This window comes from Streptomyces fungicidicus (assembly GCF_003665435.1).
Classification (GTDB): Bacteria; Actinomycetota; Actinomycetes; order Streptomycetales; family Streptomycetaceae; genus Streptomyces; species Streptomyces fungicidicus.
The window spans coordinates 5,824,311-5,843,976 of sequence record NZ_CP023407.1 but is presented as its reverse complement, the minus strand read 5'-3'; the positions used below and the strand labels follow the sequence as shown (position 1 = coordinate 5,843,976).

Genomic DNA, 19,666 nt, shown 5'->3' with positions numbered 1-19,666 from the left:
TTCAGTGGTCCGCGCAGCAGGGGGTGGGGTCCGGGGCCTCGAACGGCACGAGGGCGCCGCCCGGGGCCGGGGTGGCGGCGAGGACGAGTTCGTCCCGCTGCCACTGCGGCCGCACATGGTCACGGGTCACCATCCGGGTGTCCGGGCCGGGCGGCCCGGGTGCGCCCAGGACCGTCACACGGGCGATCGCGGAGCCGGCCAGAAGCTCCGCGACCGTCATCGTGCCGGTGAGCGACGGGACGCCCGGGTAGAGCACCGCGCGCCCCACCGCGTCGGGCAGCCCCGGGGTGACGGTTCCGTACTCCGCGAGCCGCTCCCGCAGGGTGTCCGGGAGCGGCCGCGAGGGCAGGGCCAGCGACACCGCGACGCGCGGCCGGTCGCCGCGCACCAGATGGGTGCAGCCGAACACGTCCTCGGGGAGCGCGAGTCGGGCGGCCATCCGGTGCAGCAGGCGGTCGGCGTCGAGCACGTCCCTGACGCCGGCGTCCACGGTGAGGGCGTAGGGCGTCACGACGGCAGGACCCACACCGGGTTCGAGTAGAACCACAGGTCGCGCCACGGGTCGGCGTCGCCGACGACGTCGAGGGCGGGGCCCGCCGGGTCGGCCTTCGCGCCCATCGCGCCGACGGCGGTCCGGTTGCCGTCGGTGCCGCGCAGCCGGACGTACAGCGGGCGGTCGACGCGGCCGAGTTCGAAGGTGACGCGGACGGTGCCGGCCGACTTGGCGATGTCGTACGACCGGGCGACCCTGGCCGTGGGGGCGGTGAAGGTGTCCTTGTCGGCGACCGGCCCGGTGACGTCGCCCTGGATGACGTCCACGCGGTCGAGCTTCGGGGTGAACCCGGCCCAGTTGGGGCCGCCGGCGAGCGCGATGTCGGCGGTCAGCGTGACCTTGGTGCCCTTGCGCACGTGCAGGGCGCCGCCGAGGGTGGCCCAGCGGCTGCCGCCGGAGACCCGGACGTCGAGGCCGCTGATGAGCTGTCCGTGGTCGACCCAGATGCGTCCGGCGCGGATGCCGTCCATGACGGCGGCGTAGGAGAAGCCGTCGGCGCCGACGTGGGTGCGGCTGTACTGGCCGGGCCAGTAGTCGTTCTGGGTGATGTCGATCTGTCCGGCGTAGACGGGGTCGTCGTAGCGGCCGTCGGCGGCGAAGTCGCCGCCGCCCCGGGCGCCGGTGTCGCCGTACACCTGGTGGGAGTCGGAGTTGGCGGTGATCCACCAGGGCCGGCCCTCGGCGAGGAGGCTGTCCCAGAGGCCGCCGACGGTGGCGGTCATCCAGTCGAAGCCGCCCCAGGTGCGGTAGCTCTCCAGCGGGTAGCCGGCGAAGGAGTTGGCGCCCGGGCCGGCGTCGTAGATGCCGCGGGCCCCGCCCGGGCCGAGGGGCTTGGGCAGGCCGCCCGCCTGGTGGCCCGGGGCGCCCTCGAAGCCGACGGCGATCCGCCGGTCCCCGTCGGTGGCGTCGCGCCAGGCGCGGATCTCGTGCGGGGAGTCGATGCCCTTGCGCGCGGGGTGGTTGGCGAGCATCAGGGCGTCCTCGACCTTGCGCCGTCTGACCTGTTCGGCGAGGAAGCCGAGGCCGGCCACGGCGAGGGCCTCGTTGGCCGGGGTGGAGTCGGTGGCGCCCTTGACGCCGCCGTCGTAGTCGGTCTCGAACTGCTTGAGGACGGAGACCTCATTGCGGCCGGGGTGCACGAAGACGGTGCCGTGCTCGGCGGCCGGGATGTTCCACTCCAGGCCCTGGAAGACGAGGGTGTCCTCGTGGGCGGCGCGGGCCGCCCTGATGTCCGGGTTGACCTTCTCCACCCCGATCCTGGCGTGGTTGGCGCTGCCGTGGTCGGTGATGACCAGCCAGTCCATGCCGTGCCGGGCACCCTGGCGTACCTGGTCGACGACCCGGTACTTGCCGTCGCTGCTGTACTGGGTGTGGATGTGGTGGTCGCCGGCGAGCCACAGGAAGCCCTTGCCGCCGCCCTTGCCGCGGCTGCCGCCCGTCGCGGGCGCGGGCGCGGGCTGGGCGGCGGCGTCCGTGGAGAGCACGGTGCCGGCCGCCAGGCCCGCGCCGAGCAGCCCGGCCCGGCGCAGCAGCGTACGGCGGGACCGCTGCGCGGGGTTCAGCGCCTCGTCGGGCACGGAGGTGTCGAACGCGGCGGGCAGCGGGGCCGTCGTCCCGTGGTCGTGCCCGTGGTCGTGGTGGTGAGGGTGTCCGTGTGCGTGCCCGTGCCCCATGAAGTGCCTCCTCGTCGCCGCGGCGCTGTCACGCCGCCCGCCTGTGGATGCTCGGGGCGGCGTGTGAACGCGGGACGACCCACGGATGAGCGGCACATGCCCCCGACACGGCGGCTCGCTCACACCCCCTCGGTAAGCTGGCCGCTCGCCCCTCCCCCGGATATTCGGAGGTCTTCATCCCGCGCGCCGGCCTCACCACCGACCGTCTCGTCGCGGCGGCCGCCGACATGGCCGACGAGGCGGGCTACGAGAACGTCACCCTGTCGGCGCTGGCCCGGCGTTTCGGTGTGAAGGACGCGAGCCTGTACGCGCATGTGCGCGGTCTGCGCGACCTGCGTACCCGGATGGCGCTGCTGGCGGGCGGCGAGATGATCGACCGGATCGCGGCCGCGGTCGACGGGCGGAGCGGCAGGGACGCGCTGGCCGCCTTCGCGGGTGCCTACCGGGAGTACGCCCTCACCCGTCCGGGCCGCTACGCGGCCACCCAGCTCCCCCTGGACCAGGCGCTGGTCACCGACTCCCCCGCGCTGCGCCGCACCGCCGAGATCACCTACGGCATGCTCCGCTCCTACGGTCTCGAGGAGCCCGATCTCACCGACGCGGTGCGCCTGCTGCGCAGCACCTTGCACGGGTACTGCGCGCTGGAGTCCGCCGGCGCCTTCGGCGATCCCCGCGATCTCGGGGCCTCCTGGGACAGGGCCGTCGAGGCCCTGCATGTCGCCCTGGTGAACTGGCCCCGGGAACAGCTGCGTTGACCACCTAGGATGGTGTCTTCGGGGAATCCGTGTGCCGTCGCCCGGGGAGGGAGCGCTCCTTGTCGCACCAACGCCTGGGGCGCGATCCGCTGAGACCCGTGCGCCCCGGTCCGCCGCCCGCCGGCGGCCCGGACGGCGGGGCGTCCCGGCCCGTGCGGTTCGTGGGGTGGCTCGGCGGGCTCGGGTGCCTGGCGGCCGGGTACGGGGTGTTCCAGTTCCTGTTCCAGTTGCTGCCCGCCTCGCTGAGCGGGGAGGCGGCGAAGTACCTGGTCTCCTCGGTCAGCGGGGCCGGCACGGCGCTCGCCGCGTGGCTGGCGGCGGCGCTGGTGCGGGCCAGGGCCGCCGGGTCCGCCCGGACGGCCGTCGCGCCGGGGGACGGAGCGGGCGGCGCGCCCGGCCCGCTCCCGGAGGTCTTCGCGTCGGCGTACGGCACCCTGGTCGCGCAGGTGTCGGTGGTCGACGACCCGGACCGGGGACGGCTCACCGGCTGGTCGCACTCGCTGGGCGAGAGCAGTCCCGCACGGCCCACGTCCGTCGGCACGGCGTACGGGCTGCAGACCATGCTCGACCTGGGGATGACCGACGGCCGGCTGGCGCCCGGCGAACTGGTCGACACCCTGTGGCGGCTGCGGCTCCCGGGCGGCGGCTGGTCGGCACGGTCCCAGGGGGCCCGGCCCCGGCCGGAGGTGACCGCGCTGGTGCTGGGCGCGCTGGCCCGGGCGGGCGTCCCGCCGGAGCGACTCACCGAGGAGGCGGACCGCTGCGCGCGGGCGTTCACCCGTGAACTCGACCGGGCCGGGCGGGAGTCGACGCACGTGGTGACAACGGTGCTGCGCGGACTGCTGCGCGCCGCGCCCGGCGGCGACGCGCTGCCGCGGCTGCGCGAGGCCCTGGTGGACGGCGCGGTCAGCGACCCCGGCCGGGACCATCTGCGCTGCTGGGGCTACCGGCTGGACCCGCCGCACGGGCCGCCGTGCCCGCTGCACACGGCGCAGGCGGTGGTGGCCCTGGAGCGGGCCGCACGGGTCCTGGGCGAGAGCGCGGGCGTGCGCGCCGCCCGTGAGGACGGCGTGCGCTGGCTGCTGTCCTGCCCCGACGCCCCGCACCACTCCTGCGCGGACCTGGAGAACCTGCGCGAGGAGGTGCGCCGGCCCCGCCCGGACGACCCGGCGCGCCACGAGGTGCTGCACGTACGGCACTTCACGGCCACCTGGGTCGTGCGTGCCCTGCTCTCCCGGGGCGCGCTGGAGGTCGCCCGGCAGGACGGCCTGGAGGAGACGTGGCGGGAGCTGGTGGACGGGGCGGCCGCCGCGGTGTGGGCGGGGCAGCAGGACGGGATCTGGTCCTGGAACCGGGGCGACGGCACCGGGCTGCGGCACCCGATGTGGATGACGTATCAGGGTCTGTCGGCGTTGCGGGCGCACGCCCGGTGGACGTACCGGCCGGACGACCGGCGATGAGGGGACGGGACGCATGGGCGGTCGGCGGGTGTCGGCGGCGGAGCGCTTGCTGACGGGGGCGCTGGACGGCGGGCCGTCCGAGCGGGACCTGGTGGCGGCGGCGGGCGGGGTGGTCGCGGAGTTGGGGGCGCCCGGGAGGCTGCGCGAGCTGGTCGACGAACTGGCGGGCGGCGAGGGCGACACGGAGCGCCTCGCCCGGCTGTCGTACCGGCATGTGCTGGGCTTCGACAAGCTGTTGCTGGTCGACGCCGGTGGGCGTCACATGCTGCGCGTCCATCTGTGGCACGCGGGCGCGGGCGGCACCGGCAGGGAGGACATCCACAACCACCGTTCGGCGCTGGCCTCGCACATCGTGCGGGGGCGGCTGTGCATGGAGCTGTACGAGGCGGCCGGCGACGGCGACGCCGGGGCGGGGAGGTCCTTCGGGGCGACCCGGTACGAGGAGTCCCTGGCGGAGGGCTCGGCCGACTGGCTGCTGACCCCGGCGGGTCCGGCCCGGCTGCGGCTGTCCCACACCGGCCGGTACGCGGCGGGCAGCACCTACGCCCTGCCCGCCCACACGCTGCACCGTGCCTGGTGCGACACGCGGGAGCCCACGGTGACGCTGTTCCTGGAGACGGGTGCCGAACGGCGGCGGCACACCGATGTGTTCACGGCGGCGGGACCGCACGCGGGCGCGGTGCCCAAGCAGCCGCTCGACGTGCCGGGTTACCTGGCAGCGCTGCGCGGGCTGGCGGAGCTGCTCAGCAGTCCGTGAGGGCCTGGCGTACGACGTCGAGGTTGTAGTCGTCGATGTCGACGCCGGTCAGCTCGGACGGGTGCAGCCAGGCGTGGACCTGGTCGGGACAGGGCAGCGTGACCCGGTCGGTCAGCGGGCGGACCAGGAAGTTCTCCTGCCAGTTCTTGGTCTCCTGCCCCCGGTACTCGCTGAGGAAGGACGACTCGCCGGCCTTGCGCACGATCTCGCCGAGCAGGCCGGTCTCCTCCTTCAGCTCGCGCAGGGCGCCGTCGCGGGCGTCCTCGCCGGGTTCCAGCTTGCCGCAGGGGACCCCCCACACCCGGGGCAGGAATCTCTCCGTCGCGCTGCGGCGCACCAGGAGCACCCGCCCCTCGTCGTCCCTCACGACCGCGGCCGCCAGCCGTTTCTCGCCGGGGATGTCCATGTCCATGGTTCCTCGGTCCCTCGCCTCGCCGGAGATGAGTCCAAAGGGTCTGATACCCGCGAAAGCGTCAACCGTACCAGGATCGTCCCTCCCCGGTGCGTCCGCCGAGCCTCTGGATCTCCTCGTACGACGGTGCCGTTCCCTCCGGTTTCCGGCCCGCCCGGATCGCGGCCGCGGTCTCCACCGCCGCGCCCAGGGCCCGCCGGTACAGCAGCGAGCCGAGGCTGATCCGGCGGACGCCGAGGTCGGCGAGGCGGGGGACGGAGGGACCGGCCGGGGAGTAGAGGACGTTGAGGGGGACGCCGTCCAGGGCGGACACCAGTGCGGCGGTCCGGCGGGGCTCGGTGAGGCCGGGGACGAACACGCCGTGCGCGCCCGCGTCCCGGTAGGCCAGGGCGCGCTCCGTGGTGCCCTCGCCGTCGCCGAGCCAGTACGTGTCGGTGCGGGCGTTCACGAAGAGGCCGGGGGCCGCCGCCCGCACGGCGGCGATCTTCGCCGTGTGCCGGTCGACGGGCCCCAGTCCGTCCTCCAGGTTGATGCCCGCGGCGCCCAGCGCGTACAGCTCCCGGGCCAGTTCGGCCACCTCGTCGGGGTCGTCGGCGAAGCCGCCCTCCGCGTCCACGGAGAGCAGGAACGGCTCCGGGCCGAGGGTGCGGGCGAGCCGCAGCGTCTCCCGGCGGGTGGCGCCCTCCCCGTCGGGCAGCCCGGCCGCCGCCGCGACGGCCAGGCTGGTGGTGCCGACCGCCGGGAAGCCGTGGGCGGCGAGGGCGAGCGCGGAGGCGTGGTCCCAGGCGTTGGGCAGCAGCAGCGGGCCGTCCGCGTGGTGCAGGCCGGCGAAGTCGCTCACGACAGGTCTCCTACGGCGTCGGCGTAGTAGACGGACTCCTGCAGGTGGTGGGCGAGTTCGCGGAAGCTCCAGCCGGCGCCGGGTGAGTGGTCGAGCTGCTCTGCGGTGAGCGCGTCGAGGCGGTTGGCCCAGATGCGGGCGAGCCGGGTGAGGCGGCTGCGGGCCTCGTCGAGGTCCTGCTCGGTGAACGGGGCGAGGTCGGCGTCGGTGGTGACGAGGGACGCGTGCCAGTGGTCGGGCTGCGGCTGCTCACCGGCGAGGCGGGCCTCCATCTCCGCGAGGTGGTCGACCATGTGGTCGGCGACCCGGCGGACCGCCTTGTGCGGGGTGTACACGCGCTCGTCGGCGTGCGCCGGTTCCCCGTCCCAGCGGGTCCAGGTGGCGGCCAGCGCGAGGACGTGGTCGACCATGCCGGTGACGGCGGCGGAGGGGGCGGGGGCGGGGTTCGGGGTGCTCTCGGTCATGCGACAACGCTAGGAGCCGGACGCTTCGGCGCCGGCCGAACCGTCCGGGCACCGGGGCCGGGCGGGCCTGGGGCGCCCCGGTTCCGGACGGAGCGCCCCAGGGGTTCATTCCACCCTGACTGAGCCCTTCGGCACCAGACGCAGGTTCAGCAGTTCCTCACGGACCAGGTCCGCGTACACGGTGGCGCCGTGCACGGAGGTGTGCGTGTTGTCCCGTTTCTCGTTGTGGAGGTAGAGGGCCTTGGAGCCCTCCACGCCCAGGGATTCGACGAGTTCCTTCGTCCGCGCCGTGAGGTCGATCAGCGGGACGTCCCGGTCGGCCGCGACGGAGCGGATGACGGCCGGGTGGTCGACGCCGAGTCCGTTGACCAGCAGGGCGGTGTCGTTGTCCAGGGTGCCGTCGGTGTTGAACCAGCGCCTCACGACCGGGGTCACCAGGACCGGTTCGCCGCCCCGCTCCCGCACGCCCGCCACCAGGGCCTCGAGGTTGGCCCGGTAGGCCGGCCCGTCCGTGGTCTTGTCGTTGTGGGCGAGTTGGATCAGGACGAGGTCACCGCGCCGGATCAGTGGCCGGACGGCGTCCCAGAGGAGCGGGTTCCCGAGATAGCTGACCGTACTCTCCCCGGAATCGGCGTAGTTGGCCACGGACAGCCCCTCGCGCAGGTACTGGGGCAGTCGCTGGCCCCAGCCGGAGTACGGGTCGCCCGGCTGGTCGCAGACGGTGGAGTCGCCGACCAGGAGGATCTGCCGGGCGTGCCGGGCCGGGGTGACCCGGATGCCGGCGAGCGCGGGCGCGGTTCCGCCGAGGGTGAGGTCGAGTCCCGGTGTGCCCTGCGCGCCGAGGGGTTCGCCCTCGGGTGTGCGGACGTTTACGGTGAAGCCGCGGACGGTCCGCCCGCCGGCCGGTGCGGCGGTCTCGGGGAGAAGGGCGCGCCGGGTCTCGCCGCCGATGGCGGTGCTGGACGCCAGGTCGCCGCCGAGGGTGACCCGTACGTCGTACGTGCCGGGCGGCAGGTCGAAGTGGCAGGCGGTGGCCGTGCAGTTCTCGATGCCGGGGGCGGGCGGGCGCGTGGGGGTGCGCGCCTGGGCCGGTGCGGCCGACAGGCCGATGCCCAGCGCCACGGCCGCCGTCACGGCGGTCCGGAGGTGCGTGCGGCGCTGTCTCATGTCCCGCGTGTCCACTGCTGGTTGGTTCCTTCGTTGCAGGTGTACGTGATGATCGCCGCCGAGTTGGCGGTGGAGCCGCCGTTCACGTCCAGACACTCGCCGGTGGCGCGGGACCTCACGTTCAGGTAGGAGCCCGTGGCGGTGACCGACCACTGCTGGGCGGTCGCGGAGGCGTCGCAGTCCTCCTGGGTGACCGTGCTCGCGTTCTCCCGCAGGCACAGGCTGCTGTTGCGGACCACCAGTTGGTGGTGGCCGCCGCCGACGGGCTTGAACCAGTACCTCTGGTTGGTGCCGCCGTTGCAGTCGTACTGCTTGACCTGGGCGCCCTGCCAGAGCGACTGGCCGGTCACGTCGGCGCACCTGCCGCTGTGCCGGGCGGTCAGGGTCTCGTACGCGGCACCGGTGCCGGCGACCGTCCCGGCGGCCGTGTCGACGGTGAGCTCGGGCGTCCAGGACAGGGACATCGACGTGTTCGTGGGGAAGGTGAGCGGCAGCCACACGTACCGGGAGTCGTTGACGGTTCCGCCGAAGGAGTTGCCCCAGCGGTCGCCCAGGTACAGGTACGCGGTGCCGGAAGTGCCCTGCACCGGCAGGACGTACGCGGTCTGGGAGCCGTAGGCGGTGGAGTCGCCGACGTCGCGCATCGCCGACCAGGGGCCGGAGAGGCTGGTGGCGGTGGCGTACCGCTGCTGGTTGGGGCTCCAGCCGGTGGCGCCCGAGGTCAGCATGAAGTAGACGCCGTCGCGCTTGAACAGGGCCGGGGCCTCCCGGTGTCCGCCGGGCCAGGGGTTGGCGACCAGGCTCGCGACGCCGGTGTAGTCGGCGGTGAGCCGGTAGATGTGCAGGTCGTAGTTCTCGCGGGCGGCGGAGACCATGTAGCCGGCGCCGTCGGTGTCCGTGAAGACGGTGATGTCGCGGGACATGTGCTGCCCCAGCGGCCGGAAGCTGCCGCGCCAGGTGTAGTCGCCGTCCACGGTGGCGGAGACGGCGACGGCGGCGCGGGCCTCGGCGTAGTCGCTGCCGTTCTCCTTGTGCATCCACATCACGAACCGGCCGGTGGAGGCGTTGTACATGACCTTGGGCCGCTCGATGTTGGCGGTGGCGAGTTCCGGGTGGCTGTCCTCGGTGAGGACGTGGTTGCGGAACTCCCAGTTCTTCAGGTCGGTGGAGCGGTAGGCGTCCACGGAGCGGAAGGTGTTGTCGGCGTTGCGGTGCTCGCCGAACCAGTAGTAGGCGGCGCCGACCTTGAGGACGCCGCCGCCGTGGGCGTGCACGGGGTTTCCCGAAGGGTCGGTGAACTGGACGCCGTTGGGGATGGTCTGCGGGGCGGCCTGTGCGGGTCCCGCGGTCACGACCGCGCCGGCGAGCGCGAGACAGAGGGCGATCAGCAATGCGTACGCACGTCTCATGTCACGCCCCCCGCCCCGCCGTGTCGGCCACGGGAAGCCGTCGGTGTGCGCCGGGTGATGTGCGGGTCGGCGCTGTTGCGACGGGCGGGTGCACGTACGGGGCGGGCGGGTCGGCGGCGCGGCTCATGCGGTCTGCCTCTCGTGGGGGAGATAGGACAGGCGATGCGTTCGACATTTCGCACGCCATCTGGCATGACGAACGCCGAAAACGTAAGGGTGAGCCGCGGAGAGGTCAACGGGTACGGCGCGACGGACGGTTGCCGATGCTCACGTCACCGGCGTGAAGGTGTGCATCTCGTCGCCCTCGGGCCGCACCACGCCGTACGTGCCCTCCGGGACCGCGTTCCAGGCGCCGGGGAGGTCGCCCAGGGGTTCGGAGACGATGAGGCGGGCGTCGCCGGTGATCTCCTGGAGGAATGCCACGTCCGGGTGGAGGGAGCGGAGCGTCTCCACCCGGGTGCTGTAGAAGAGCGAACGCGACTCCTTGCGGCTGGAGTAGCGGAACGCCCACAGGCTCACGCCGTCGGTCACCGCGACCGTCATCTGGAGCGGGAACTCCACGCCGTGCTCGTGGCCGACGCGCTCCACCAGTCCGGCCATCCGGGCGACGGCGCCGGGCGGGTCCTTCTCCAGGCCGAGGGTGAGCGACAGGTAGAACATCATCTCGGAGTCCGTGGACCCCTCGACGTACGGGAACAGGGACGGTTCGACGGCCAGCGCGAGATCGCGCCGGAGCAGGTGGAAGTCCTCGATCGCCCCGTTGTGCATCCACATCCAGTGGCCGTGCCGGAACGGATGGCAGTTGGTCTGCTGCACCGCCGTGCCGGTGGATGCCCGGATGTGGCCGAAGAAGAGCGGGGAGACGACGTGCCCGGCGATCTCCCGCAGGTTGCGGTCGCTCCAGGCCGGCCCGATGTCCCGGACGACGGCGGGACTGTCCTTGTCCCCCACGTACCAGCCCACGCCGAACCCGTCACCGTTGGTGGTCTCGACGCCCATCTTGGCGTGCAGGCTCTGGTCGATGAGTGAGTGGGCGGGCTTGTAGAGGATGTTGTCGAGGAGGATCGGAGTGCCCGAATAGGCGAGCCACCGGCACATGTCCACCGCCTTCCCGGTCACGGCCGCGACGCGCGGGTCACGGACCGTCGTCCTGCCGTCCCCGAGCGAGCCTGGTCACCCGCAGCCGGTCGGGGGCGCCGGTCCCCCACCGCGTACCCCGCACGGCGCGCGGGACGCGTACCCGCAGCGCCCCGGATCCCGCAGAGCACGGAGGCGCCGGGAGCGGCACGAGGACGCCGGCCGCGAGGGCGAGGAGGGCCGGTCGGGCCCACCCCGCGCCTCCACGGCCGGCGGTCGTCACGGAACAGGGCTCAGCGCTCGGCGCGGCCGGGCGAACGCGCCACGCACAGCGCCCAGATGACGAACCCGGAGAAGGCGATCATCACGACGGACCAGACCGGGTAGTACGGCAGGGAGAGGAAGTTGGCGATGATGATGAACCCGGCGATCGTCACGCCCGCCACGCGGGCCCACAGGGAGTCCCGGACCAGCCCGAGGCTGACCAGCACCCCGACGGCGCCGAGCACCAGGTGGGTCCAGCCCCACGCGGTGAGGTCGAACCGGAAGACGTAGTCGGGCGTCGTGACGAAGACGTCGTCCTGGGCGATGCCCATGACGCCCCGGAAGATGTCGAGCACGGACACGATCATGAGCGTGACGGCGGCGAAGACCGTGAGGCCTTCGGCCCAGTGCAGCCTGGCCGCCGGCGCGTGTGCGCCGCTCGCGCCGCGCGCCGCGCCGTGTCCCGGGTGAGTGGCGGTCATTCCGATGCCTCGATTCCGTGTCGTGGGGGTCGGCCGGTCAGTCGGTCAGCCGGTCAGCGTCCTGCGGACGACGCGTACGGGCCGTGGTGCTCCTTCGGACCGTGGCCGGTCAGGACCAGTTCCTTCGCCCTGCGGAACTCGTCGTCGGAGATGTCGCCGCGTGCCTTGATCTCGGACAGCCGGGCGAGTTCGTCGACGCTGCTGGTGCCGCCCCCGGCGCCCTTGGCGGTCTCGCGGATGTAGCTGTCGAACGCCTCCTGCTGCTGCCGGGCCTGGGTGATCTCGCGACGGCCCATGTTCTTGCCCCGGGCGATCACGTAGACGAACACGCCCAGGAAGGGCAGGACGATGGTGAACACCAGCCAGCCGGTCTTGGCCCAGCCGCTCAGCCCGTCGTCGCGGAAGATGTCCACGACGACCCGGAAGAGCAGGATGATCCACATGATCCACAGGAAGAACACCAGCATGCTCAGGAAGGCGCCCAGCAGCGGATAGTCGTACGCGAGGTAGGTCTTCCCACTCATCTCTTCCTCCGTCCCGGGCCGTCGTGCCCGACGCTCCGTTGTGCTCCGCTTCAGCGTCTCCGCGACGCGCCCCCACCACCTCACCCCACACGGGTGAACTCCCCCGCCCCCGTCGGCTGCCTGGGGGCATTCCGGAGGGCTCGGCCAAGCCCCGCCGGGGGTGCGTCGGCCAGGCCCGCCGGGCTGAGGCGTCGGGCCGGCGCTCGCCGGTCTCCCGGGACCTGTCCGGGTGTCCCGACCGAACTCAGCCGGGTGTCTCGGCCAGACCTGGCCGCGCGGCTCAGCCCGCCTGCGACCGGGTGTCTCGGCCCGCCCGTCCTGGCCGGACACTCCCGGCCCGTCGGCTTTCTCAGCCGACTGAGGCCGGCCGGCCCCGCCGCGAGGCTCAAGCGGTCCCGGCCGGGCGGCTCAGACCGGCGCTGTCGGGTCGTGGGCCCGGCCCGTAAGGCCCGACTTCAGGAGGGCGGCTCGCCAGCCCAGGGCGACCGCTGCCTCGACCAGTCCGAGGAGGACCAGCCAGAGGCCGAGCAGCCGGGTCAGCGCCCGGGCCGACTCCGCGGGCATGGCCAGGACGACGATGCCCGCGACCACGGCGAGCACCGCCGCGCCCAGGACGACGCCGCGGTGCGGCAGGTCCCGCGCGGCGACGGCCGTGAAGAGGGTGAGCATCCCGGACACCAGCCAGACGACCCCGACGATGAGGGACAGGGCGGCGACGGTCTGCAGCGGGTTGCGCAGACACAGCACCCCGGCCAGGACGAACAGCACCGCCAGCAGCAGCCCGGGCAGCCGCTCGCCCTGGTCCTCCCGCCCGAACACGCCGACGAACCGGAACGCCCCGGTCGCCAGCAGGTACAGGCCGATGAGGACCGCGAGGACGTGCAGCGTGGCCTCCGGCCAGACCAGCACGATGATGCCCGGCACGAAGGTGACGACGGCGGAGCCGAGCATCCACTGCCACGAACGCCCGAGTGCCGCGAGTGCCTCGACGGGCACGCCCGGCCGGCCGGGCGCGGCGCCGCCGGGCGTGTGCTCCCCTCCGGCACCGTGTGCCGGTCCACGTGTCACAGCCATGGCTCCTCCTTCCGGACAGCGTCCCGCCGGCCGCCCGCCACCGGCTCACCCCCGAGGGGTGATCCCCCGGCCGCGCGGGCGCGGTGGGATGGACGGCGAGCACGTCGTCGTCCGACGGCGCAGGCGGGAGTCAGCGATGGCAGTACGGAACCCCTTCGACGCCTCCCCCACCCCGGCGGAGCGGGCCGCCGGGGGCAGGAACGCGCGCAGCCGTGCGCCGCGGTCCTCCCACGGCCGGTTCGAGCCGGCACCGGGGCGGCCCGACCCCGTCGACGTGCTCGAACGGCAGTCCGCGACCCGGCTGCCCGAGCTGGTGCCGATCCGCTACGGCCGGATGCTCGAGGCGCCCTTCCGCTTCTACCGGGGAGCGGCGGCGATCATGGCGGCCGATCTCGGGCCGCTCCCGGACACCGGTCTGACCGTGCAGCTGTGCGGTGACGCCCATCTGCTCAACTTCCGTCTGCTGGCCTCCCCGGAGCGCCACCTGGTGTTCGACATCAACGACTTCGACGAGACGTACACCGGCCCCTTCGAGTGGGACGTCAAGCGGCTCGCGGCGAGCTTCGCTATCGCCGGCCGGGCGAACGGCTTCCCGGTGAAGGAGCAGGACGGCGCGGTGCGCGCCTGCGTGGAGGCGTACCGCCGGCGGATGCGGGAGTTCGCGGGGATGCGCACCCTCGACATCTGGTACGCCCAGGACGACGCCGACCGGCTGCGCGAGCTGATGGCGTCGTCGATGAACCGGGGGGAGCGCCGCCGTACCGAGGAGGCGACCCGGCGTGCCCGGTCCCGCACGTATCTGCAGGCCTTCGGGAAGCTGACCCGCGTCACGGACGGCGGGCGGCGCATCGCACCGGACCCGCCGCTGATCACGCCCCTGGACGACCTGCTGGACGACCCCTCGGCCGAGGAGAAGACCCTGCGCACGGTCCTCGACGGGTACGCGCGCTCGCTGTCGTCGGAGCGCCGCCATCTGCTGGGGCGCTACCGCCTGGTCGACGTGGCCCGCAAGGTGGTGGGCGTCGGCAGCGTCGGCACCCGGTGCTGGATCGTGCTGCTGCTCGGCCGGGACGACGACGATCCCCTGCTGCTGCAGGCCAAGGAGGCCCAGGAGTCGGTGCTCGCCCCGCACACGGACGGGGAGCGCTTCGACAACCAGGGCCGCCGGGTGGTGGACGGGCAGCGGCTGATCCAGACCACCAGCGACATCCTGCTCGGCTGGACGCACGCCGTGGGCCTCGACGGCCGCCCCCGGGACTTCTACGTGCGGCAGCTGCGCGACTGGAAGGGCATCGCCCGGCCGGAGACCATGGATCCGGCACTGCTGCGACTGTTCGCACAGGTGTGCGGGGCGAGTCTGGCGCGGGCCCACGCCCGGTCCGGCGATCCGGTCGCCATCGCCGCCTACCTGGGCGGCGGCGACCGCTTCGACCGTGCGCTCACCGGGTTCGCGCAGGACTACGCGGACCGCAACGAGCGGGACTTCGCGGCGCTGGGCGACGCCGTCCGCTCCGGCAGGGTGCGCGCCGAGAGCCCGTGACGCGCCGCCCGGGCGCTCACTCCGGCACCTGGCGCATCTCCACCACCCGCAGCCCCAGGGACTGGCAGCGGGCCAGCAGCCCGTACAGGTGCGCCTCGTCGACGACGTGTCCGAACAGCAGCGTCTGACCCGACATCGTCACATGGTCGAGTTCGGGAAATACCTTGATCAGCGGTTCCGAGAGATGCCCGTCGACGCGGATCTCGTAGCGCATGAGCTGCTCCCCGGGTGGCCTGGGACGGGCGGGCCGCGCCTGTGACTCCGATCGTCCCGCCTCCGCCCGCCGGCCCGGCTCACCCCGTACAGGTGAGAGGCGGGACCGCCTGCCGGGCCGCCCGGTTCAGCGCTTCAGCCAGAGCTTGCACGAGACGATCACCAGGCCGAGCACCAGGTTCACCGACGCCGACACGGCCATCAGACGCCAGGTGGCGCCCGCCCGCCGGGCCGCCGCCGCCGACCAGCCCACCTGCCCGGCCACGGCGACGGCCAGCGCGAACCACACGGCGCCCTGGAGGCCGAGCCCCAGCAGCGGGCTGACCGCCACGGCGGCCGCGGGCGGCACGGCGGCCTTCACGATCGGCCATTCCTCCCGGCACACGTGCAGCACGGCCTGCCGGTCCGGGCGCCGCCTGGCCAGCCGCTCCCCGAACAGCAGCGCGTGCACATGGGCGATCCAGAAGACCAGCCCGGTGAGCAACAGCAGCAGCACCAGCTCCAGCCGCGGGAACGAGCCGAGCGTGCCGGCCCCGACGACGACCGACGCGGCGAGCATGGACCCGTAGACGCCGCCGGTGTAGTCGGCGTGGGCGCGGCGCTCCGCGGTAGGGGGCTCGGTGCCGGGCATCACGGCCTCCGCCGCCCTGCCGCGTCCTGCCCGTCGGGCCGGGGGCGTCCGGGCAGGTGGGGTGTGACCAGGAAGCTCGCCAGGGTGATCCCGCCGGTGGCGAGGATCGCCGCCTTGAGCCCGTCGAGCTGCGCCGACGCGTAGGAGTCCGTCACGGCGTCCACCTCCTCCGGTGGCAGTCCGGCGCGGGTGGCCGCCGCACGCACCTGGTCGGTGGGGACGAAGGTGACTCCGGCCTCCAGGGCGACGCCGACCTGCTGCCGCGCCTCCTGCGACAGCCGTGCGTCGTCCTCCACGTGGGAGGTGAATGCCTGGGCGAGGGAGCCGATGAGCAGCGAGCCGATCAGCGCGGTGCCGAGGGCGGAGCCCAGGTTCTGCGCCGTGTACTGGAGTCCGCCGGCCTCGCTGCGTTCGTTCTCCTCCGCGCTGGACTGCACGACGTTTCCGAGCTGTGAGGCGAACAGGCCCATGCCCACGCCGAGCAGGGCCATCGCCCCGGCGAACTGGGCGTCGTCGATGACCGGGTCGATGGTGGCCAGCAGCCACACGACGGACGCCGTGACGGTGAGCAGCGCCAGCCGGACGACCCGGCGCGGCCCGGCCAGACGTCCGAGCCGGGCGGCGCCCAGCGAGGTCACCAGCATCGTGGCGGACACCGGCAGCAGTCTGAGTCCCGTCTCGAAGGCGTCGAACCCCTGGACGACCTGGAGGTACAGCGGGATCGTGAAGAAGAGTCCCAGCAGGATCAGGTTCTGGCTCACCAGCGACATCAGGCCGGAGCGCAGCGCGGGCCGGCGCAGCAGGGAGAGGTGCACCAGCGGGTCGTCGCCCCGCTCGTCGCGGCGCCGCTCCCACCGGCGGAAGGCCGCGAGCACGGCCACGCCTGCGCCGATCACGAACAGGGTCGGCGCGAAGCCGAGGACGGTGAAGGGCGGATTGCGCGGCTGCACCCAGCCCCAGGTGCCGCTCTGCAGCACGCCGAGCACCCCCAGCGCCAGGCCCGCCGCGGAGAGCACGGCGCCGACCACGTCCAGCCGGGGGCGCGTCCGGGCCCTCGGTGACTCGGTGATCGCTCCGCGCAGGAGGAGGACGGCCAGGACGACGACGACCTCTCCCGCGAAGACCAGCCGCCAGGTGAGGTACGTCGTCACCCAGCCGCCCAGCAGCGGGCCGACGGCGATCCCGGCCCCGGCCAGTCCGCCGACGACGCCGTACGCGACGGCCCGGTCCCGGCCCCGGTAGGACTCGGCGACGAGGGCCGCCATCGCGGGCAGCACCAGCGCGGCGCCGAGTCCCTCGATGACCGACCAGCCGAGCACCAGCACCCACAGGGTGGGCGCGACGGCGGTGATCGCCGAGCCGGTGGCGTACACGGCGAGACCGCCGAGGAAGACGCGCCGCCGTCCGAGGATGTCCCCGAGCCGCCCGCCGATGATCATGAAGGCCGCCATGACCAGCGCGTACAGCGTGATGACGGCCTGGATGGCGGTGACCTCGGTGTCGAAGTCGTCGACCAGCCGGCTGACGGAGACGTTCATGACCGACGTGTCGAGGACCATCAGGAACTGCGCGGCCCCCAGGACGGCCAGCGCCCTCCAGTGTTTCACCGCGTTCCCCCCGTCACAGCAGGTCCAGCTCGCGGGCGCGGCGTACCGCCTCGTTGCGGCGGTTGACGGACAGTTTCCGGTAGACGCTCTTGAGGTGGGTCTTCACCGTGTTCACCGACACGTACAGGTCGGCTGCGATCTCCTCGGTGGACATGGCCCGGGCCAGCCGCCGCAGCACGTCGCGTTCGCGCCCGCTCAGCTCCTCGACGACCGGGGGCGGCGGCTCGGGCCGTCTCCGGGGCGGCCCGGAGCCGGGGGCGAGCCAGCCGGTCGTCAGCCGGTGCAGCGACGTCGCGCACAGGTACGGCCGGATCCACGGCCCCGCCTCGAGGAAGGGCCGGCGCAGCCGCTCCCGGCGCGCCTCGGCCAGCGCCCGCGCCACGAATCCGCGCGCGGCCGCACCGTCCCCCGCCGCGTCCGCGGCCTGTGCCCGCACCAGCGCGGCCCGAACGGTCACGGCGGGACCGGCACGCCCTTCCGGGCGCACCCGGTCGAGCAGCCGTACGGCCGCCTCGGCCCGGCCGGCGGCGAGCTCGACCCGCGCGGCCCCGACCGCGCAGGCCGGCTCCTCGTCGGGCACCTCCCCCAGCAGCCCGGCGGCCGCCTCCGGGTGTCCCTCGGCGAGATGGGCGGCGGCCGCGACGAGAGCGGTCTGCCCCCGCACCCACGGGGAGTCGGCGTCGGCGGTCACCTCCGGCCGCACCGCCTTGAGCGCCGCGCCCGGATCGCCGCGCGCCAGATGCAGCCGCGCGGTCGTCAGGGCGTGTCCGGCCTCCCGTACGGGGTCCCGCATCGCGGGGTGCGACTCGGCGGCCGTGTCGAGCAGGGCCTGGGCCTGCCCCAGCTCGTCGCGCTCCACGGCGACGGCGGCCAGGACGAGCCGTTCCACGCCGGAGCCGGACGGCCGGGACAGCCCGAACCGCTCCGTCTCCACGAGGGCCTCGTGCGCCCTGCGTTCGGCCCTGCCGGGCCAGCCGGTCAGGTGGTCGATCAGGGCGAGGCGGCCCAGGGAGTCCTCACGGGGAAGCGCCGTGGCCGCGCCGGGGGCGGACTCCGCCACGGCGGTCAGGGCGTCCCGCGCCTCCTCGAAGCGCCCGGCCCACAGCCGCGCGGAGCCGAGGTGGTCCAGCAGCAGCGCGGTGAGTTCCGGATGCCGCTCCAGCAGTTCGGCGGGGACCGCGTCCCGGAGCCGCTCGGCGGTCCGCGCCGCGTCCTCCGCCCGGTCGGGCGCGCCGGCCAGCCGGGCGGCGAGGGCTTCGAGGAGGGCGCAGCTCAGCCGGGCCGCCGCCGCGTCCGCCGTGCCGTCGTACTCCGCCAGCTCGTGCCGGGCGCGGCGCAGATGGGCCAGCCCGCCGTCGACCTCGCGGCGGGCCAGCCGCTCGGCCGCCCGCACCAGCTCCGGGGCCGGGCCCTTGGTGTCCCGCCCCATCCGGGAGAACAGCCCGGCCACCGCGTCGGAGCGCGGCCCGGTGAAGAACTGGCCGATGGCGAGGTCGTCGATCAGGGTCCCCGCGGTGAACTCCCAGTCGTCGGCGGCGGCCCCGTGTCCGAGGGCCTCCGACAGGGACCCGGACCGCCGCAGCCATTCGGCGGCCCGCCGGTGCAGCTCGGTCTCCCGGCCGGGCCGGCGCATCCGCAGATGGGCGCGGAGGATCTCCCCGAACAGGGGGTGCAGACGGTACAGACCGTGCCCGAGGTGTTCGACGAAGGCGTTCCCGCGGCTGAGCCGGTCGAGGATGGCCCCGGCGTCGTCGCGCCCCGTCAGCGCGTCCGCCAGGCCGGCGGAGAACCGGTCGAGCACGCTGACCCGCAGCAGCAGCTCCTGTGTCGCGGCGTCCTGCCGCTTGAGCACCTCCGCCAGCAGGAAGTCGGCGATCGTGCTCCGGTCGGCCTCGAACTCCTTCAGATACGCCTCGGGGTCCGGGCTCTGCCCCGCCGCCAGCGCCGAGAGCCGCAGCCCGGCGGCCCACCCCCGGGTGCGTTCCACGAGGGTGCGCACGGCGGCCGGCGGCAGCGACAGCCCGTGCAGCTCCATCAGCTCGGCCGCCTCGTGCGGGGTGAAGGCCAGCTCCGCGCCCCTGATCTCGGTCAGCTCGCCCGCGGCCCGGTGGCGGTGCAGGGGCAGCAGCGGCTCGGTGCGGGTGACGAGGACCAGCCGCAGTCCCCGCCCGGCGTGGTGCAGGACGAACCCCAGCTGCTCGGCGATCTCCGGGGAGGTGACCCGGTCGAACTCGTCGAGCACGACGACCACGGGCCGCTCCCGGACGCTGAGCTCGGCGGCGAGCCGGGCCGGCAGGGCGGGACTCACCCGGTTCGCGTCCGCCGGGAACCCGATGTCCGCCGGCAGCGGGACGCCGGCGGAGCGCAGGGCCCGCAGCAGGTACGCCCAGAACATCCCGGCCCCGTCCCCCGCCGCGTCGGTGGTGAGCCAGGCGACCGGCAGCCCGTCCCGCCGCGCCACCCAGTCCGCGACCAGCAGGGTCTTCCCCGCCCCCGCCGAGCCGTTGACCATGGTCAGCGGCGTGCGCAGTCCCCGGTCGAGATGCCTGGTCAGCCGCTCCCGCCGCAGGAACGTCGCCGGGAGCGAGGGCACGGCGAACCGGGTCCGCAGGAACGGGTACCCGTGCGGGTCGGCGTGGTCGTCCGGCGTGGCCGGACTCTCCTCTTCAGGTCCCGTCATGGCACTCACCGCCCCAGTTCGGCCGTGCTCCCTCTCAGCATCCCAGCAGTGCGGCCGGCGCGCGCTGCGAGGCGGTGACCTCG

19 protein-coding genes are annotated in these 19,666 nt (G+C 74.2%); 4 read left to right on the top strand and 15 right to left on the bottom strand.

Annotated elements, in window-relative coordinates; all coding sequences use genetic code 11:
• Position 1: 1 nt before the first annotated feature.
• Both CNQ36_RS26400 and CNQ36_RS26395 read right to left on the bottom strand, forming a co-directional pair.
• On the bottom strand, positions 2-511 hold the full coding sequence (locus tag CNQ36_RS26400; protein WP_121547807.1) for a hypothetical protein: 510 nt from the start codon (positions 509-511) through the stop codon (positions 2-4).
• Complete coding sequence (locus tag CNQ36_RS26395; protein ID WP_121547806.1) at positions 508-2,226, bottom strand: PHP domain-containing protein; 1,719 nt, start codon at positions 2,224-2,226, stop codon at positions 508-510. The genes CNQ36_RS26400 and CNQ36_RS26395 overlap by 4 nt, the downstream gene beginning before the upstream one ends.
• 176 nt (positions 2,227-2,402) lie before the next feature.
• On the opposite strand from CNQ36_RS26395, the gene CNQ36_RS26390 reads away from it, so the two are divergent.
• From CNQ36_RS26390 to CNQ36_RS26380, 3 genes are read left to right on the top strand one after another with little or no spacing between them, the layout of a single operon-like run.
• Positions 2,403-2,981: a TetR/AcrR family transcriptional regulator gene (locus CNQ36_RS26390; RefSeq protein WP_121547805.1), complete on the top strand. Its 579-nt coding sequence runs from the start codon at positions 2,403-2,405 to the stop codon at positions 2,979-2,981.
• A gap of 59 nt (positions 2,982-3,040) precedes the next feature.
• A complete protein-coding gene (locus tag CNQ36_RS26385; RefSeq protein WP_121547804.1) occupies positions 3,041-4,441 on the top strand; it encodes a hypothetical protein in 1,401 nt (466 codons plus the stop codon).
• 13 nt (positions 4,442-4,454) lie between these two features.
• Positions 4,455-5,198 carry a hypothetical protein gene (locus CNQ36_RS26380; protein ID WP_121547803.1) on the top strand — a complete coding sequence of 248 codons (744 nt, stop codon included), beginning with the start codon at positions 4,455-4,457 and terminating at the stop codon, positions 5,196-5,198.
• Here CNQ36_RS26380 and CNQ36_RS26375 read toward each other — a convergent pair.
• The 9 genes from CNQ36_RS26375 to CNQ36_RS26330 form a co-directional block, all read right to left on the bottom strand.
• Complete coding sequence (locus CNQ36_RS26375; protein WP_121547802.1) at positions 5,185-5,610, bottom strand: NUDIX hydrolase; 426 nt, start codon at positions 5,608-5,610, stop codon at positions 5,185-5,187. The genes CNQ36_RS26380 and CNQ36_RS26375 overlap by 14 nt on opposite strands.
• A 61-nt stretch (positions 5,611-5,671) precedes the next feature.
• A complete protein-coding gene (locus CNQ36_RS26370; RefSeq protein WP_121547801.1) occupies positions 5,672-6,451 on the bottom strand; it encodes an isocitrate lyase/PEP mutase family protein in 780 nt (259 codons plus the stop codon).
• Complete coding sequence (locus tag CNQ36_RS26365; RefSeq protein ID WP_121547800.1) at positions 6,448-6,915, bottom strand: hypothetical protein; 468 nt, start codon at positions 6,913-6,915, stop codon at positions 6,448-6,450. Before CNQ36_RS26365 ends, CNQ36_RS26370 begins: the two co-directional genes overlap by 4 nt.
• A 105-nt stretch (positions 6,916-7,020) precedes the next feature.
• Positions 7,021-8,082, bottom strand: a complete 1,062-nt coding sequence (locus tag CNQ36_RS26360) for a rhamnogalacturonan acetylesterase (RefSeq protein ID WP_121548605.1) — start codon at positions 8,080-8,082, stop codon at positions 7,021-7,023.
• A complete protein-coding gene (locus tag CNQ36_RS26355) occupies positions 8,079-9,491 on the bottom strand; it encodes an RICIN domain-containing protein (protein ID WP_121547799.1) in 1,413 nt (470 codons plus the stop codon). The genes CNQ36_RS26360 and CNQ36_RS26355 overlap by 4 nt, the downstream gene beginning before the upstream one ends.
• 267 nt (positions 9,492-9,758) lie before the next feature.
• Positions 9,759-10,589 (bottom strand): class II glutamine amidotransferase, encoded by an 831-nt coding sequence (locus tag CNQ36_RS26345; RefSeq protein ID WP_121548604.1) that lies wholly within the window; start codon positions 10,587-10,589, stop codon positions 9,759-9,761.
• Between the two features lie 272 nt (positions 10,590-10,861).
• Positions 10,862-11,314 carry a DUF7144 family membrane protein gene (locus CNQ36_RS26340; RefSeq protein WP_121547797.1) on the bottom strand — a complete coding sequence of 151 codons (453 nt, stop codon included), beginning with the start codon at positions 11,312-11,314 and terminating at the stop codon, positions 10,862-10,864.
• A gap of 53 nt (positions 11,315-11,367) precedes the next feature.
• Entirely contained in the window at positions 11,368-11,838 is a 471-nt protein-coding gene (locus CNQ36_RS26335) for an SHOCT domain-containing protein (protein ID WP_121547796.1), read from the bottom strand.
• A 408-nt stretch (positions 11,839-12,246) separates the two neighbouring features.
• Positions 12,247-12,912: an HdeD family acid-resistance protein gene (locus tag CNQ36_RS26330; protein WP_121547795.1), complete on the bottom strand. Its 666-nt coding sequence runs from the start codon at positions 12,910-12,912 to the stop codon at positions 12,247-12,249.
• Positions 12,913-13,048: 136 nt separating this feature from the next.
• Between CNQ36_RS26330 and CNQ36_RS26325 the strand changes: the two genes are divergently transcribed.
• Positions 13,049-14,452 carry a DUF2252 domain-containing protein gene (locus CNQ36_RS26325; RefSeq protein WP_004923330.1) on the top strand — a complete coding sequence of 468 codons (1,404 nt, stop codon included), beginning with the start codon at positions 13,049-13,051 and terminating at the stop codon, positions 14,450-14,452.
• A gap of 16 nt (positions 14,453-14,468) precedes the next feature.
• On the opposite strand, the gene CNQ36_RS26320 is transcribed toward CNQ36_RS26325, so the two are convergent.
• The 4 genes from CNQ36_RS26320 to CNQ36_RS26305 form a co-directional block, all read right to left on the bottom strand.
• Positions 14,469-14,666 (bottom strand): hypothetical protein, encoded by a 198-nt coding sequence (locus CNQ36_RS26320; RefSeq protein ID WP_004923333.1) that lies wholly within the window; start codon positions 14,664-14,666, stop codon positions 14,469-14,471.
• A 126-nt stretch (positions 14,667-14,792) separates the two neighbouring features.
• Positions 14,793-15,296 carry a hypothetical protein gene (locus tag CNQ36_RS26315; RefSeq protein WP_121547794.1) on the bottom strand — a complete coding sequence of 168 codons (504 nt, stop codon included), beginning with the start codon at positions 15,294-15,296 and terminating at the stop codon, positions 14,793-14,795.
• On the bottom strand, positions 15,296-16,903 hold the full coding sequence (locus tag CNQ36_RS26310; protein WP_121547793.1) for an MFS transporter: 1,608 nt from the start codon (positions 16,901-16,903) through the stop codon (positions 15,296-15,298). The genes CNQ36_RS26315 and CNQ36_RS26310 overlap by 1 nt, the downstream gene beginning before the upstream one ends.
• A gap of 13 nt (positions 16,904-16,916) precedes the next feature.
• Positions 16,917-19,583, bottom strand: coding sequence for a winged helix-turn-helix domain-containing protein (locus CNQ36_RS26305; RefSeq protein WP_163013371.1), 2,667 nt, complete (start codon positions 19,581-19,583; stop codon positions 16,917-16,919).
• Between the last annotated feature and the right edge of the window lie 83 nt (positions 19,584-19,666).

Bases quoted from the DNA above. Each gene is read 5' to 3' on its own strand.
- CNQ36_RS26395 (WP_121547806.1), bottom strand. From the start codon at position 2,226: ATGGGGCACGGGCACGCACACGGACACCCTCACCACCACGACCACGGG.
- CNQ36_RS26380 (WP_121547803.1), top strand. From the start codon at position 4,455: ATGGGCGGTCGGCGGGTGTCGGCGGCGGAGCGCTTGCTGACGGGGGCG.
- CNQ36_RS26375 (WP_121547802.1), bottom strand. From the start codon at position 5,610: ATGGACATGGACATCCCCGGCGAGAAACGGCTGGCGGCCGCGGTCGTG.
- CNQ36_RS26365 (WP_121547800.1), bottom strand. From the start codon at position 6,915: ATGACCGAGAGCACCCCGAACCCCGCCCCCGCCCCCTCCGCCGCCGTC.
- CNQ36_RS26360 (WP_121548605.1), bottom strand. From the start codon at position 8,082: ATGAGACAGCGCCGCACGCACCTCCGGACCGCCGTGACGGCGGCCGTG.
- CNQ36_RS26355 (WP_121547799.1), bottom strand. From the start codon at position 9,491: ATGAGACGTGCGTACGCATTGCTGATCGCCCTCTGTCTCGCGCTCGCC.
- CNQ36_RS26345 (WP_121548604.1), bottom strand. From the start codon at position 10,589: ATGTGCCGGTGGCTCGCCTATTCGGGCACTCCGATCCTCCTCGACAAC.
- CNQ36_RS26340 (WP_121547797.1), bottom strand. From the start codon at position 11,314: ATGACCGCCACTCACCCGGGACACGGCGCGGCGCGCGGCGCGAGCGGC.
- CNQ36_RS26335 (WP_121547796.1), bottom strand. From the start codon at position 11,838: ATGAGTGGGAAGACCTACCTCGCGTACGACTATCCGCTGCTGGGCGCC.
- CNQ36_RS26330 (WP_121547795.1), bottom strand. From the start codon at position 12,912: ATGGCTGTGACACGTGGACCGGCACACGGTGCCGGAGGGGAGCACACG.
- CNQ36_RS26325 (WP_004923330.1), top strand. From the start codon at position 13,049: ATGGCAGTACGGAACCCCTTCGACGCCTCCCCCACCCCGGCGGAGCGG.
- CNQ36_RS26320 (WP_004923333.1), bottom strand. From the start codon at position 14,666: ATGCGCTACGAGATCCGCGTCGACGGGCATCTCTCGGAACCGCTGATC.
- CNQ36_RS26315 (WP_121547794.1), bottom strand. From the start codon at position 15,296: ATGCCCGGCACCGAGCCCCCTACCGCGGAGCGCCGCGCCCACGCCGAC.
- CNQ36_RS26305 (WP_163013371.1), bottom strand. From the start codon at position 19,583: ATGACGGGACCTGAAGAGGAGAGTCCGGCCACGCCGGACGACCACGCC.